The sequence below is a fragment of the Delftia lacustris genome (assembly GCF_040267515.1).
In the GTDB taxonomy this organism is placed as follows: domain Bacteria; phylum Pseudomonadota; class Gammaproteobacteria; order Burkholderiales; family Burkholderiaceae_C; genus Comamonas; species Comamonas tsuruhatensis.
Genome location: NZ_CP141274.1, coordinates 3,296,035 through 3,310,802, shown reverse-complemented (window position 1 = coordinate 3,310,802; position 14,768 = coordinate 3,296,035). Strand labels below are relative to the sequence as shown.

The window sequence follows — 14,768 nt, the reverse complement described above, 5'->3', positions numbered from 1 at the left end:
GCGCCTGTTCCAGCCCGCTTCCTTCCATGACGCCCTCATCTTGCGACAACCAGCCGCCCAGGCTTGATCCCGCCGGCCCCATCCACCTGATCGTGCCGCTGCGCCCCGGCGCCGACCTGGAGCAGCTGCGCGCCCGCCTGACCGGCGTGCCGGCGCTGCAGCAGCGCAGCGTGCATTGGCATGTGCCGGGCGCAAGGGCCGACATCGTGCAGTTGGCCGCCAGCGCCGTGGACAGTGCCCGCAGGGACGGCGGCCTGGTCGTGGCCGCCGGCGGTGACGGCACCATCAATGCCGTGGCCTCGGCCGCCTGGTCGCGTGGCGTGCCCATGGGCGTGGTGCCGCTGGGCACCTTCAACTACTTCGCCCGCGAGCAGGCGCTGTCACTGGAGCCGGCCCAGGCCGTGCAGGACATTCTCCAGGCGTTGCAGGCCGGCCAGATGCGGGCCGTGAACGTGGGCCTGGTCAACGAACGGCTTTTCCTGGTGAACGCCAGCCTGGGCCTGTACCCCCGCCTGCTCGACGAACGCGAACGCGCGTCCACCCGCTTCGGCCGCACCCGGCTGGTGGCCATAGCCGCCTCCATCTGGAGCATCCTGCGCGGCGGCAGCGTGCGCCGCTGGCGCGTGGCCCTGCGCCCCGACCGGGATGCGCCGTTGCAGCAACAGGAGCACCTGGCCACCACCCTGTTCGTCGGCAACAACCCACTGCAGCTGGAGCGCGTGGGGATTGACGAGGCCCGCGCCGTGGCCGATGGCCGGCATCTGGCCGCCGTGCTGCTGCTGCCCCAGGCCAGCGAGGCCCCGGCGCGCGTGGTCTGGAATGCGGTGATGGGACGGCTGGCCCAGGACGATGCCGTCGCCAGCCTGGCCTGTACCGAGCTGGTGGCGGAGCCAGCAGGACGGCGTCCTCGCCGCATGAAGGTGGCCTTCGATGGCGAACGCGAATGGATGGCACCGCCCATCCGCTTTCGCCTGGGCGAGAAGCCGCTGTGGCTGGTGGTGCCTGCCCCGGCAGAGCCCGCCTCCTCCTGACCGCCGAATGAGGAACAAGGAGCGCCCATGGCCTTGCTCATGCATTTGTCGGACCTGCATTTCGGCGCCCACGATCAGGCCGTATGCGCCGCCGTGGCCAGACTGGCGGCCCGGCTGCCGGTAACGCTGCTGGTGGTCTCCGGCGACCTGACCCAGCGCGCCACGGCCGCGCAATTTGCCCAGGCGCGGGAGTTTCTCGACAGCCTTTCCGTGCCCCGGCGACTGGTGGTGCCCGGCAACCACGACCTGCCGCTGCTCGCCTGGTGGGAACGGCTGGGTGGCCACGCCCACGACCGCTATGTGCGCTGGATCGATTCCGAACTGCAGCCCTGGTGCGCCGTGCCAGGCTTTTGCGTGATCGGCGTGGACACCACACGCTGGTGGCGCCACCAGCGCGGCAGCCTGTCGGCCGGGCAGATCCTGCACGTGGCGCAGCGCCTGGAGCAGGCCAGCCCCGCCGACTGGCGCATCGTCGTCAGCCACCACCCGCTGGCTGCGGCCCACGAAGAGGACCGCAGCCACCGTCCTCACCGCGCCGCGCAGGCACTGGCCCGCTGGCGCGATGCCGGAGCGCAACTGGTGCTCTCGGGCCATGGGCATGACCCCGGCCTGGTCCAGCCCCTGCCCGGGCTGTGGGCAGCGCAGGCGGGCACCGCGGTCTCGGTGCGGCTGCGCGCCCATGCGCCCAACAGCCTGTTCACCCTGGAGCATCGGGATGGCGCCACAGGCCAGGACTGGCGCCGGCAGCTCACGCGCTGGGACTATTCGCGGCAGGCCGGTGAATTCCTGCCCGTGCAAAGGCATGTGCTGGATCCCCTGCCCACTGCCCAGACTTGAGATCGCACAGGCCGTTCGTGGGACTTGCCTTTGTGTTGCACAATCCATCGCCTGGCGCGCACAGAAGGCAACCGTCGACCAAGTTTGCATGCTGTCCTACGTGATGGAGGGCGGCGGGTGTGGATGATCAGCCCTCGTCCATGCTGCCTTTTTGATAGCAGCATGACGCACTGCAACAAAGAGATATGCGAATCCTGTACGTTGAAGACAATGCCGACCTGCGAGAAACCATTGGCCTGCTGATGGAGAGCGAATCCCGTTTCGTGACCAGTTGCGCCACTGCCGAGCAGGCCCTGGAACTGGATGCGGGCCAGCCTTTCGACGTGGTGGTCTCCGATGTCAGTCTGCCGGGCCTGTCCGGCACCGATCTGGCGCGGCAGCTGCTGCAGGCCGATGCGCAGCGCTGGATCATCCTGTGCTCCGGCTACGACCTGGGGCCCTACCCGGCCGCCTGGGGTCCCCAGGTGCGGACCTTGCTCAAGCCCTTCGAGATCGAGGACCTGGAAACGCTGCTGGACTCCATACAGGAAGCGCTGCACACCAGGCCCGTCCACTGAGCCCATTTTCCCGAGACCGGCCTGCCGGTCCATCGGCTCCCGCCGTCACAGCACGGCCTTGGAGCCTCCCGCTGCCATCTCGCGCGGCAACTCCACCCTGAAGCTGGTCACGCCATCGGCGGAGTGCACATCGATGCGCCCGTTGTGCGAACGCACGATCTGGTGCGCGATGAAAAGCCCCAGGCCCAGGCCCTGGTGCTGGCCCGGCTTGCGCTCTCCTCCGCGAAACGGGTTGAACAGGGTGGGCATCAGCTCCGCAGGAATGGTGCCGCCGTTGCGCACCGTGATGACCACGCAATGGTCCTGCCTGCCATCGGCCGTCACCTGCACAGGCTGCGCCGGATCGCCATGGTGCATGGCGTTGCCCACCAGATTGGTGAGCACCTGGCACAGGCGTTCGCCATCCCAGGTGCCATCGAGATTGCCCAGCATCTCGCTGTCCAGGCGCCGCTGCGGAAAACCCGTCTCCACTTCCTGCAGCGTGCGCTGCAGCAGCGCTTGCAAGCTGGTAGGCCGCGGTGACAGCGGCAGGCCTTCCGCCTGGCGGATGCGGGTGACGTCCAGCAGGTCCTCGATCATGCGCGACATGCGCTGGCTGCTGCTGAGCATGCGCTCGGCCATGCTGGCCACCTTGCCCGTATCGGGCTGGCGCGTGAGCAACGTGGCGGCGGCCTTGATGGATTGCAGCGGCGTGCGCAGGTCGTGGCTGAGCACGGCCATGAACATCTCGTTGATGCGCAGCGCCTCGGTGCGTTCCTGCAACTGATGGGCCAGTGCCTGCTTGCGCTGGTGCAGCTCGAAGAACACATTGGCCTTGGTGGTCAGCATGTGGGGATCGATGGGCTTGTACAGGAAGTCCACGGCGCCGCTCTCATAGCCACGGAACTGCCAGTTGTGCTCGCGCGAGCCGGCCGTCATGAAGATGAGCGGGATATGGCGCGTGCGCTCGCTGCCGCGGATCAGCTCGGCCAGCTCGAAACCGTTCATCTCGGGCATCTGCACATCCAGCAGGGCCAGGGCCACGTCGCTGTGGTTGAGCAGCAGCTCCAGCGCCTCGGGGCCGGACTGGGCCTTGAGGAATTCGATGCCGTCGCGTTGCAGCAGCGCCTCGATGGCGATCAGGTTCTCGGCGATGTCATCGACGATCAAGCATTTGACGCGATCTGTATGGGGCATGGATTCTCTCTCGGTATTTAGTCTTGTGGGGGCGTGCCGGCTGGACATTCAAAGCCTTCCCTGGCGGTGCAGCGATGCAATGAGGGAGGCAATGCCTTCGGGCGCCAGCGCCTGGGCCTGCGGCACGCGGGCCAGCGCCGCCAGCGGCATGGTGGGCATGCGGGCGCCGTCGGGCGCCTGCACCACGGCCAGGCCACCGGCGGCGTGCACGCTGGCCATGCCCTGCGCGCCGTCGTCATTGGCGCCGGACAGCAGCACCGCCAGCAGCCGCTCGCCATAGCAATCCGCAGCGGACTCGAACAGCACGTCGATGGAGGGCCGCGAAAAATGCCAGGGCGCATCCAGCGACAGCGCCAGCCGGGGGCCGCTGTCCACCAGCAGGTGATAGTCGGCCGGGGCGAAGTACAGGCACCCAGGCTCGATCCATTGCTGGTCCTGCACCTCGCGCACCGGCACGGCGCAGCGCGGGCCGAAGAGCTGGGCCAGCAGGCTGCGGCGATCGCGCGGCAGGTGCAGCACCACCAGCACCGAGGCGCGCAGGCTGGCCGGCAGCGCGGGCAGCACCACCGATAGCGCATCGAGCGCGCCGGCCGAGCCGCCGATCACGATGGCCTCGTAGGCTGTGGCGGCGTCGGAGGCGGGTGTGTTCGTGGTCACGGGCATCACAGCCCGGCCTTCTTGCGGTAGATGCGGTCCTCGAGCACGAAGTCCTCGAAGGCCTCCGAATGCCCTGAAAACCGCAGCGACTCCTTGGAGCCCAGCCCCAGGAATCCGCGATGGCACAGCGCATCGCGGAACAGGCCCAGCGCCCGGTCCTGCAGCTCGCGCTCGAAATAGATCAGCACGTTGCGACAGGACACCAGGTGCATTTCGGCGAACACGCTGTCGGTGGCCAGGCTGTGGTCGGAGAACACCATGTGCTCGCGCAGCCCCTTGTCGAAGACCACGCGGCCGTAGCGCGCCGTGTAGTAGTGCGACAGCGAGCTGTGCCCGCCCGAGCGCGCATGGTTGTCGGTGAAGGCCGCCACGCGCGACATGTCGAACACGCCCTGCTCGGCCGCGCGCAGCGCATGCGGATTGATGTCGGTGGCATAGATCAGGGTGCGGTCCAGCAGGCCCTCCTCCTCCAGCAGGATGGCCAGCGAATACACCTCCTCGCCCGCGCTGCAGCCGGCCACCCAGACCTTGAGCGAGGGATAGGTGCGCAGCAGCGGCACCACCTCGGTGCGCAGCGCCCGGAAATAGCTCGGGTCGCGGAACATGTCGCTGACCTGGACCGTGAGGTATTCCAGCAGCGCCGGGAACACGCTTGCATCATGCAATACGCGGTCCTGCAGCTGCGACAGCGTCTGGCAGCCGAACTGCACCAGGGCCGTCTGCAGGCGCCGCTTGAGCGAGGCCTGGGCATAGCCCCGGAAGTCGTAGTGGTAGCGGTGGTAGATGGCGTCGATCAGCAGGCGCTGCTCGATGTCGGCGGTGCGGGCTTTTTTCAGCTGAGGCATCGCGTCCTCCTTGCTACTTGGGCATCCACACCCGCACCAGCGACAGCAGCTTTTCCACGTCCAGCGGTTTGGCGATGTAGTCGTTGGCACCGGCGGCCAGGCATTTCTCCTGGTCGTCCTTCATGGCCTTGGCGGTCAGGGCGATGATGGGCAGGCGGCGCCATTGCGGCCGGTTGCGGATCTCGCGCATGGCGGTGTAGCCATCCATCTCGGGCATCATGATGTCCATCAGCACCAGGTCGATACCGGCCTGCGCTGCGCCGCGAGACTCCAGCGCCTCCAGCGCCTCGCGCCCGTTGCGCGCGATCTCCACGCGGATGCCCGTGGGCTCCAGGATGCTGGACAGCGCAAACACGTTGCGCACATCGTCTTCCACCACCAGCACCGTGCGCCCTTCCAGCGCAGACTCGCGGCTGCGCGCGACCTGCAGCATCTGGCGGTGCTCGGCCGACAGCTCCGACTCCACCTGGTGCAGGAACAGCGTGACCTCGTCGAGCAGGCGCTCGGGCGAGCGCGCGTCCTTGATGATGATGGACTTGGAAAAGCGCCGCAGCTGCTGCTCTTCATCGCGCGACAGCGCCCGGCCCGTGTAGACGATGACAGGCGGGAAGGAAACATCGTCCTGGTCCGTCATGCGCTGCAGCAGCTCGTAGCCGCTGATGTCAGGCAGGTTCAGGTCCATCACCATGCAGTCGAATGTGGAGCCGCGCAGATGATCCAGCGCGGCCGCCGCCGTGCCCGCGCAGACGATGTCCACATCGCTGCGGCTGAGCAGGTGGCGCACGCTCTCGCGCTGGCGCTCGTCATCCTCCACCACCAGCACGCGGCGCAGGTCCTGGGTGAACTTGGCCTCCAGCCGCTGCAGGGCGTGGACCAGTTCCTCGCGCTTGACGGGCTTGAGCGCGTAGCCGACGGCACCCCGCCCCATGGCTTCCTGCGAATAGTCCGCGACCGAGACCACGTGCACGGGAATGTGGCGCGTGGCCGGGTTGCGCTTGAGCTGGTCCAGCACGCCCAGGCCCGAGAAATCGGGCAGGTTGATATCGAGCACGATGGCGTTGGGCTGATTGTCGGCCGCCATGGACAGGCCGTCGGACGCCGTATTGGCCACGTCGCACTCGAAATCCATCTCGCGCGCCAGCTCCGACAGGATGTCCGCGAAGCGCAGGTCATCCTCGATCACGAGGATGCGGCGCCCGCTCTGACCCCTCTTGCGCAGGGCGTCCGTTGCCGCCGACGCGGCAGGTGCCATGGCAGGCGACATGGGCGGCGCGAACGCAGGTGCGGCGGGCGCAACGTTGGCCGTTGCGAGCACGGGCACGGACGACGCTGCCAAGGCCTCTCGCAGCCCCTGCGGCTGAGGCTGCGGTGCGGCAGTCGCGGCCGTGGCCGGGCCGGACTCGGCCGACTCCAGGCTCACGGGCACGGTCAGTGTGAAAACGCTGCCCTGGCCAGGCGTGCTGGAGACGGTCAGCGTGCCGCCCAGCAGCCCCGCCAGATCACGCGATATCGACAGGCCCAGGCCCGTGCCGCCGAACTTGCGGTGCGTGCTGCCATCGGCCTGGCGGAAGGCATCGAAGATGAATTGCTGCTGCTGCTCGGCAATGCCGATGCCGGTATCGCGCACCGCGAAAGACAGCATGCCCTGGGGCGCGCAGGACACCTGCAGGCCCACCGAGCCCTTGGCCGTGAACTTGAGCGCGTTGGACAACAGGTTCTTGAGCACCTGGGCCAGCCGCATGGGATCGGTCTGCATGGTGGCGGGCACGCCCGGGTCCACCGTCCAGGACAGCTCCAGGCCCTTTTCGCGGGCAATCGGGCGCAGCGGCTCCATCAGCGTCTGCAGCGCCGTGGCAATGGTCACGGGCTCGGCGACCACGGTGACCTGGCCGGCCTCGATCTTGGACAGGTCCAGGATGTCGTTGATCAGCGCCAGCAGGTCGCTGCCTGCGGCGTGGATGGTCTGCGCGTACTTGATCTGCTCGGCCTGCAGATTGCCCGGCCTGTTGTCGGCCAGCAGCTTGGCCAGGATCAGGGTGGAGTTCAGCGGCGTGCGCAGTTCGTGGCTCATATTGGCCAGGAACTCGCTCTTGTACTGGCTGGCCAGCTCCAGCTCGCGGGCCTTGTCGGTCAGCGCGCCCTGGGCGCGCAGCAACTGCTCGCGCTGGTACTCCAGCTGCTGGGTCTGCTCTTCCAGGTGGGCATTGGTCTGCTCCAGCTCGGTCTGCTGGTGCTCCATCTGGGTCTGCGACTCCTGCAGGATGCGGCTTTGCTGCTCCAGCTCCTCGTTGCTCACGCGCAGCTCTTCCTGCTGGGCTTGCAGCTCTTCCGACTGGCGGCGCGTTTCCTCCAGCAAGGTCTCCAGGCGCGAACGGTCCAGGCCCGAGCGAATGGCCACGGCCAGCGATTCGGAGGCGCGCTCCAGCAGGCTGCGCTCGGCTTCGCCCACGGGGCGCAGAAAGCCCAGTTCGATCACGGCGAACACTTCGCCGTTTTCCATGGCGGGCACCAGCATCAGCTGCAAGGGGCTGGACTGGCCGGTGCCCGAGGAAATCTGCAAATGCTGGGCAGGCACATCGCTGACATGCAGCAGCTTGCGCGACGCGGCCGCCTGGCCCGCCAGCCCCTCGCCGGGCAGCAGCTTTTGCTGCAGTCGCTCGCGCGGCAGGGCATAGCCGCCGAACAGGCGCAACCCGCCATCGGCGCAGTCCACCACATAGCCGGCGCCCACATCGGCACGCAAATAGTTGGCCAGGTACTCCAGCGCCTTCTGGCCCAGGTCTTCCAGCCGGTGGTCTCCCTGCAACTGCTGCCCCAGGCCGGAAAGACCGGACGTCACCCACGACTGGCGGGCCTTGACGCGGTACTCGCGCACCGTCAGCGCGGCCGATGCCAGGATCAGGCCCAGCAGGATGAGGGAGCCGCCCCAGGAATAGTAGGTCGAGGTGGTGGATGCCTCCACCCACAGCTGGCGACGCTGGGCCAGCTCCCGTGTCTGGTGCGTGTAGAGGTCGTCGATCAGCTCGCGCAGCCGGTCCATGGCGTTCTTGCCCACGTCCAGGCGCACCAGGGCCATGGCGGCGTCCAGATCGCCGGACTTGCGCAGGTCTATGGTCTCCTGCAGCTCGCGCAGCTTCTGGGCCGATATCTCCTCGATCTGCGCCAGCAGCCGGTGCTGGTCGGAGTCATTGGAAGTGCGCGCCTTGAGCGCCTCCAGCTGCTGCATCAGCACATCGCGTGCCTGCTGGTAGGGCTGCAGGTAGGCCGGGTCGCCCGTGAGCAGAAAACCGCGCTGCCCGGTCTCAGCGTCCTTGAGCGAAGCATTGAGCTGGCTGAGCTGGCGCATGGCCAGTGTCGTGCGGTCCATGGCCACCACGGCCTGGCCTCGCGTCTCAGACGCCCTGAAATTGACGAAGGCAATGACCAGGGTGGCCAGTGCCGCCGCGCCAAAGCCGGCAACAAGTGTCCATGGAATGGCAAAGCGCTGGGTGCTCTGATTGCGGGAGGATCGTGGCATGCAGTGGAGTTTCTGGCAGGAAGGGACGGGGAAATCCGCCAAGGACTGTAAACGTTTTGCGCAGCCCTCGGCAGCACTGTGGCGCAGCTTGCGCTGGTTTCGGCGGCGCGCGACGCCCGCAGGCGCCATTGCAGCCGTTAACATGGCCCGATACTCTCCTTCCGGCACCCCGCTGCGGGCGTCGGCCCACTTTCCAGGACCCATTGCATGAAAACCTTTGCCATCACCGTCGCATCGCTGGCCGCTGCCGCTTCGCTGGTGTCCACCAGCGCCAGCGCTGCGGCTTCGATCTTCCTCAACGACACCATCGCCGCGCGCATTCCCGCCAGGGACCTGCCCGATGCCAAGGCCGCCGTGGCCAAGGTGCTCAACGAGGCCGCCGACGGCTCCGTGACCGAATGGACCAGCGGCCCGAACCGAACCAACCAGCGCGTGACGTTGGCCTTGCAGCCGCAGCAGACCGTGCAGACCGGGACGGCCGGAAGCTGCCGCCTGCTGTCGGCCGATGTGCGCCTGAAAAAGACCTCGGAAAACTGGCGCTTCTGGTTCTGCAAGCAGCCCGACGGATCGTGGAAGGCCAGCGGCAGCCAGCCCTGAGCAAGGATTGCGGTGGTCGGCGACCGGGAATCCGGCATGGACCTACGCCACCAGCCCTGGGCGCGTGGGAGCATGTCGGCCGGAAGATAGACCACCGGAGAACAACCATGCCCCATGAATTTGTGCATACCACGACACTTGCCAGACGGCTGGCCCTGGGCGTCGCCGCAAGCTCTTTGCTGACGCTGGCTGCCTGCTCGGGCGAGACCTCGTCGCAGCGCGCGGGATTTCCCATGGCCGAAGTGCCGCGCTTCAACCAGCCGCCACCGGACAAGCCCCTGCTGGGCCAGCCCGTGATCACGGCCGAGCAGGTCATGCCCCATGCCAAGGGCGACCCGCATGAGCCGTTGCCGGCTGCCGCGCCGCTGCCCGCCCGGGCGTCTGAACCGGCAAGCGGGTCAGGCGCCACCAACAAGGAAGATGCAGGCGGCGTGAACCCGGCCGCCGGCCAGGCCGCCGCCATCACCGACGGCCAGGGAGAGGGCTCCAAGTACGAGCTGGGCGCCCCCAAGTAACCTGGCCGGGCTCAGAACGAGGTCCAGTCCCCATCGTCCTTGCCAGTGGCAGGCACGGACTGCCGGGAGGCCGGCAGCTTGGCGGCTGCAGGCTTGGCGGCGGGTGCGCCCGGGGACGCAGCAGCCGCAGGCGCGGCGAGCGGCCTGGCAGGAGCGCGCATCTGCGCTGCCGCAGGCTGTGCACGCCCGGCAGGGGCCGGGGCTGGCGCCACCGCCGGACGAGCGGACGCCACGCCCTCGATACGGAATACGCTCACTGCAGCGGCCAGCTGGTGCACCTGGGATTTGAGCGAGCCGGTTGCAGCGGCCGCCTCCTCGACCAGCGCCGCATTCTGCTGTGTCACCGTGTCCATCTGCGAAATCGCCTGGTGCACCTGGTTGATGCCGCTGCTCTGCTCCTGGCTGGCGGCGGTGATCTCGGCGACCAGGTCGCTGACCTGCTGCACGCTTTGCACGATGCCGTCCATGGTGCGTCCGGCCTCGGCCACCTGGCGCGTGCCCGCCTCCACCTTGGAGACCGAGTCGGCAATCAGGTCCTTGATGTCCTTGGCCGCCGAGGCGCTGCGCTGCGCCAGCGCGCGCACCTCACCGGCCACCACGGCAAAGCCGCGGCCCTGCTCGCCGGCGCGCGCCGCTTCCACGGCGGCGTTCAGCGCCAGGATGTTGGTCTGGAAGGCAATGGAGTCGATCACGCCGATGATGTCGGCAATCTTGCGGCTGGACTCGCTGATGCCGCCCATGGTGTCCACCACGCCCGCCACCACCTTGCCGCCCTGCACGGCTGTCTGCGACGCCGAAGCGGCCAGCTGATTGGCCTGGCGCGCGTTCTCTGCGTTCTGCTTGACCGTGCTGGTCAGCTCCTCCATGGCAGCGGCCGTCTGCTCCAGCGAGCTGGCCTGCTGCTCGGTGCGCGAGGACAGGTCCTGGTTGCCCGCGTCGATCTCGCCCGAAGCCGTGGCAATGCTGTCGGCACCCGAGCGCACCTGCCCCACCACCTGGGCCAGGTTGTCGTTCATCTGGCGCAGCGCCTGCAGCAACTGGCCCGTTTCATCGCGCGAATCGACGGTGATGCGGCTGGTCAGGTCGTTGTTGGCCACGGTGCGCGCCACGCGCAGGGCCTCGGCCAGCGGCCTGGTGATGCCGCGCGTGATCCACCAGGCGGCCAGCACGCCCAGCACAAAGGCCAGCGAGACCACCGTGATGATGGCGGCTCGGCTGGCCGAGAAGCGCACCAGCACATCGGCGGCGGAGCTGTCGATGGCCGCGCGCTGCATGTCCAGCAGGCGCTGAACCATGTCGATATAGCGCTGCGTGGCGGGCTGGTATTGCTGGGTGAACAGGCGCTCGGCGTCTTCGGCGCGGCCCTCGGCCTTGGCCTTGGTCACCACGTCGCGGCCCGCCAGATAGCCGGCGCGCGCCTTCTTGATCTCGACCCAGATGTCCTTTTCCTCCTGGGTCTGCAGCAGCGGCTCGATGCGGTCCTGCAGCTTGCTGGACTGGCGCGAGGACTCGGCTGCGTCTTCGGCGAAGAAGGTGGCCAGCGAGGGATCGCTGCTCTTGGCAATGGCCGTTGTGCGGCGCGAACCCGAGTGGATGTTGCGGAACCAGTCGCTGATCATCCGCTCCTTGGCCAGGGCTACCTCGGTGATTTCCGTGGTCGAGCGGGCCATGTGCCCCATGCTGACGATGCTGGTGACACTGATGAGCAGCATGATCAGCAAAAGAATGGTGAAACCGCCTCCGAGACGAAGGCCTATGCGCAGATTTTTCATGATGGGGAAACAGGATGCGGGACGGAAACGCGGCAAAAACTAGTTCTTGAGGTAGGCGTCCAGCACCATGCGATTCCAGTTGGCCGAGCCGACCAGGGAATCGCCGAGCTTCTCGGCCGTCGCCACCACGGCGCTTTGCTGCTGCTGCAGCGCCTTGACCCGGTCGCCCAGGCTTGCCATGGACGAACTCAGGCGGCTGCCCGTGGACAGTGCATCGTTGGCGCTGTTTTCCACCGCCTTGCCAATGCCGGCCAGGGCCGAGGTCACGCCTGCGGGATCTGTGGCCATGGACTTTTCCAGGGCCTTGGCGTCCACCGCCAGCGTGCCGTCCTGCCGCTGGACGATGCCGATCCTGGCCAGGCTGGGCGAAGTCGCGCTGCCCGTGACACTCATGATGGCCGCACGCAGCTCGCGCAGCGCGCGGGTGGCACCCACATCGGTGGTGGAGCCGGCGGCCGCGCTGGCATTGCCCTTGGCCGCGCTGGCGTTGTAGCGCGCCACCAGCTTTTCCAGCGCACCTTGGACCGACTGGGGGGTGCTGGTCGCCGTGAGGGCCGCCATCTCCTTGCCCGCCGTGGCCAGATCCACCAGGGACGACTTGAACTGCCCCAGCGCCGACAGCGAGGTCGAGCCCGCCTGGGCCTGGGCCGCAATGCGCTCGTGCGCCTTGGACAGCGAAGGCGCCAGCTTGCGGACTTTCTCCGCTTCGGTGGTCTCCGTCTTGGTGCTGTCCGTCTTCGTGGCGCCGGCCTGCGCATCGCTCTTCTTGATGACCGAGTCCGAAGCCGTCTGCGCCGTGGTGCTGCTGTTGAGCCTGGACTGGGCTCGGGCCAACAGGCTTTGCACATTCAGGTTGTCGGTTCTGATGCTCATGTTCTCTTCCCTGTAAGTTTGCGGATGGTGCGGGCGCAGGGCCCGTCCACGGTTTGGCAGGGAGACTACCGGGACGCCGCCGCCGCAATGCAGGGATAAGCGGGCCGCTTACCCGCGACTTGAAGCCTTTGCCGGGCCGGATGCACGCGCGCCTTCCCCCAGCGAGCCGTGCGCCCATGAAAAAGGGCCTCCGAAGAGGCCCGTTCCACACATCCCGACCATCAGGCCGTCTGCTGCAGGGCTCCATAGCGCTCGCGCGCCGTCTGCAGCATGTAGAAGGTGATGCGCTTGACCTCGGCACGGCTGTCGGCGATGTGCTGCTTCAGGCAGGACTGGGCCAGCGCGGCATCGCCGGCCTCGATGGCGGCAAGAATGGCGGCATGGTCGTCATAGGTTGCCGAGACGCGCGGCAGCTTGATCACATCCAGGCGGCGGATGATGCGGATGCGCTCTGTAATGTCCAGGTGGATGCGCGCCATCTCCTGGTTGCCGGTCGCGGCCACCAGGCCGGTATGGAAGGCCTCGTCCAGCGAGGCCACGACGGCGGGGTCGGTCTCGCGCTGCTCCTCGGGCACGCACCAGACTTCGCGCAGCGGCTGCAATGACTGCAGCGATTCGCCCACCAGGCTGGCCACGGCGCTGGTCTCCATCAGGGTGCGCACCTCGTACAGATCCTCGAAGTACTTGAAGTCGAAGGCCTTGATCTGCCATCCGCTCTTGAAGTGCACATCCACATAGCCATCGCGCTGCAACCAGAACAGCGCCTGGCGCACGGGCGTGCGGCTGACCTGCATGCGCGTGGCGATCTCGCCTTCGCTGAAACGGTCGCCAGGCAGCAGGCGGAAATCGAAGATGTCGTTCTTCAGGCAGGCGTAGATCTGCGCAGCCAGCGAATGCGCGCTGCTTGCAGGCCCCTGGCGCGTCTCGCACACCGGCGAGGAAACAACCGCGATGCTCATGCGACTGCCACGCCTGCTGGAGCACGCAGGCCTTGCCGCTGGCCGCCGTCAGGGGCTGGCAACGACATGCCCGGAGCCCTGAAGAAGGGCCAGGCCTTGCCTTCGACACCGGACTCGCGCATGGCCGAAGACAGGGTATACGCCGACCGTAGCAGCAATACCATTGCCTGATTTGCGATCAGGCAATGGCCAATGGTCCATTCACGCATTTAGTACTCTTTCTTGTACACAAGTTAGCAGTGGGATTTATTAAAGAAACGAATTGCGTTTTAATAATTGGACCTACAAGAATATCCTCGACAACGGCCGATCTTCGTGTATGCTCCGCGACTTGCCGCCGCAAAGGCCATACACACCATAGCGTTTGGCAGCCCCCGGCACCATACATTCAAAGTGACTGGACCAACACCAACAGGAACCCACTCGCGGTAATCCTGCGCATATTTGCGCCAATCCATTTTTTCCAGAGAGTTTCCGCACACACCTGGTGCAAAGAGCGCATCAATCTCCCCATGCCTGCGGCCATGGGTTTGTGTATTTGTTAAATATTGCAAGATATTGAGGCATTCAGCCTCTGGCAGGAACGGAAGGCGGCTTTCTGTCAAGGAACTGACATGTGAATCTGCTATCAGCGGCCTTTGCATGCAGAGACAAGGCACGTCCTGCCCGATATTCGATCCACCGCTCGATTCCAGCTTTCCATACTGGAAAGCCTCCATCGATGGATGGAGGCCATATTCCCGCGCATCCACGGCAAACCCACGCCGGATGCATCCGACGCGGGTTTGCCGCAGCAGCAAGCCTGCGCAAGAAGACTCAGGCTTCGCGGTTTTCCTTGATGTTGAAGCCCATCTGGCTCTCGGCGCCCTTGCCGCCCTGGTTGGTCTGTTCCCAGTACTGGGTCTTGACCTTGGCAGCCTGGAACGAGTAGTTGACAGTCACGGTGTCAGAGGAGTTGGCGCCGCTGACGGTCACGTTCGTCACCATGACGTCGGTCAGGGTGATCTTGGTGAACTCGATCTGCGAGCCGCCGGCCTTGCACAGCGAGATGTCGACCTGGCCCAGGTGCTTGCCCGTGGCGCAGTGCTTGAGCACGGCGGGGTAGCACTTGTCCACCTTGGCGATGACGTTCAGGTCATGGAAGCTCACCTTGCCGGCGCCGGCACCGCCGCCGCTGGCCATGGTGTTGGGCTGGGTCGCGCCCCAGGTGAAGGAGTCGATGTCGGTCCAGCCCTTGTGGTTGGAATCCTGGGATTCGCCACTGGCGCCCTCGACCTTCATGAACATATCAACGGACATTGCACACCTCTCGAATTAATGGATTAAACGTTCGCATGCAACCCAATAGACCGACTGCATCGGATGGTTCACACGCGAACAAAGGGGAAAACCACTCCCGGGCAGAGCGCACGAAACCGATTCACTGAACATG

At 66.6% G+C, this 14,768-nt stretch carries 14 protein-coding genes; 5 read left to right on the top strand and 9 right to left on the bottom strand.

What is annotated here, in order from left to right; all coding sequences use genetic code 11:
* Positions 1-26: 26 nt before the first annotated feature.
* The 3 genes from U6958_RS16580 (at position 27) to U6958_RS16570 (ending at position 2,425) form a co-directional block, all read left to right on the top strand.
* On the top strand, positions 27-1,031 hold the full coding sequence (locus U6958_RS16580; protein ID WP_016446965.1) for a diacylglycerol kinase family protein: 1,005 nt from the start codon (positions 27-29) through the stop codon (positions 1,029-1,031).
* Between the two features lie 27 nt (positions 1,032-1,058).
* Positions 1,059-1,868, top strand: coding sequence for a metallophosphoesterase (locus U6958_RS16575; RefSeq protein ID WP_016446966.1), 810 nt, complete (start codon positions 1,059-1,061; stop codon positions 1,866-1,868).
* A 185-nt stretch (positions 1,869-2,053) separates the two neighbouring features.
* A complete protein-coding gene (locus U6958_RS16570) occupies positions 2,054-2,425 on the top strand; it encodes a response regulator (RefSeq protein ID WP_016446967.1) in 372 nt (123 codons plus the stop codon).
* 45 nt (positions 2,426-2,470) lie between these two features.
* On the opposite strand, the gene U6958_RS16565 is transcribed toward U6958_RS16570, so the two are convergent.
* The 4 genes from U6958_RS16565 to U6958_RS16550 are packed head-to-tail and all read right to left on the bottom strand — an operon-like array spanning position 2,471 to position 8,620.
* Entirely contained in the window at positions 2,471-3,601 is a 1,131-nt protein-coding gene (locus U6958_RS16565) for a hybrid sensor histidine kinase/response regulator (protein ID WP_016446968.1), read from the bottom strand.
* Between the two features lie 48 nt (positions 3,602-3,649).
* Positions 3,650-4,264, bottom strand: a complete 615-nt coding sequence (locus U6958_RS16560; protein ID WP_016446969.1) for a chemotaxis protein CheB — start codon at positions 4,262-4,264, stop codon at positions 3,650-3,652.
* A complete protein-coding gene (locus tag U6958_RS16555; RefSeq protein WP_074923196.1) occupies positions 4,264-5,103 on the bottom strand; it encodes a protein-glutamate O-methyltransferase CheR in 840 nt (279 codons plus the stop codon). The genes U6958_RS16560 and U6958_RS16555 overlap by 1 nt, the downstream gene beginning before the upstream one ends.
* A gap of 13 nt (positions 5,104-5,116) precedes the next feature.
* Positions 5,117-8,620, bottom strand: coding sequence for a response regulator (locus tag U6958_RS16550; RefSeq protein ID WP_016453387.1), 3,504 nt, complete (start codon positions 8,618-8,620; stop codon positions 5,117-5,119).
* Positions 8,621-8,827: 207 nt separating this feature from the next.
* Here U6958_RS16550 and U6958_RS16545 point away from each other — a divergent pair, with 207 nt between their 5' ends.
* Both U6958_RS16545 and U6958_RS16540 read left to right on the top strand, forming a co-directional pair.
* Complete coding sequence (locus tag U6958_RS16545; protein ID WP_016446972.1) at positions 8,828-9,217, top strand: hypothetical protein; 390 nt, start codon at positions 8,828-8,830, stop codon at positions 9,215-9,217.
* A 107-nt stretch (positions 9,218-9,324) separates the two neighbouring features.
* On the top strand, positions 9,325-9,732 hold the full coding sequence (locus tag U6958_RS16540) for a hypothetical protein (protein WP_016446973.1): 408 nt from the start codon (positions 9,325-9,327) through the stop codon (positions 9,730-9,732).
* A gap of 11 nt (positions 9,733-9,743) precedes the next feature.
* Here the strand turns inward: U6958_RS16540 and U6958_RS16535 are convergent, their stop codons facing one another.
* The 5 genes from U6958_RS16535 to U6958_RS16515 all read right to left on the bottom strand — a co-directional run bounded on the left by U6958_RS16535 (position 9,744) and on the right by U6958_RS16515 (position 14,635).
* Positions 9,744-11,504, bottom strand: a complete 1,761-nt coding sequence (locus U6958_RS16535; RefSeq protein ID WP_074923197.1) for a methyl-accepting chemotaxis protein — start codon at positions 11,502-11,504, stop codon at positions 9,744-9,746.
* Positions 11,505-11,543: 39 nt separating this feature from the next.
* Entirely contained in the window at positions 11,544-12,377 is an 834-nt protein-coding gene (gene fliD / locus U6958_RS16530) for a flagellar filament capping protein FliD (protein ID WP_016446975.1), read from the bottom strand.
* Positions 12,378-12,598: 221 nt separating this feature from the next.
* Positions 12,599-13,336 carry a GntR family transcriptional regulator gene (locus U6958_RS16525; protein ID WP_016453385.1) on the bottom strand — a complete coding sequence of 246 codons (738 nt, stop codon included), beginning with the start codon at positions 13,334-13,336 and terminating at the stop codon, positions 12,599-12,601.
* Positions 13,333-13,545 (bottom strand): hypothetical protein, encoded by a 213-nt coding sequence (locus U6958_RS16520; RefSeq protein WP_143044626.1) that lies wholly within the window; start codon positions 13,543-13,545, stop codon positions 13,333-13,335. The genes U6958_RS16525 and U6958_RS16520 overlap by 4 nt, the downstream gene beginning before the upstream one ends.
* 607 nt (positions 13,546-14,152) lie before the next feature.
* Entirely contained in the window at positions 14,153-14,635 is a 483-nt protein-coding gene (locus U6958_RS16515; protein ID WP_016446977.1) for a type VI secretion system tube protein Hcp, read from the bottom strand.
* Between the last annotated feature and the right edge of the window lie 133 nt (positions 14,636-14,768).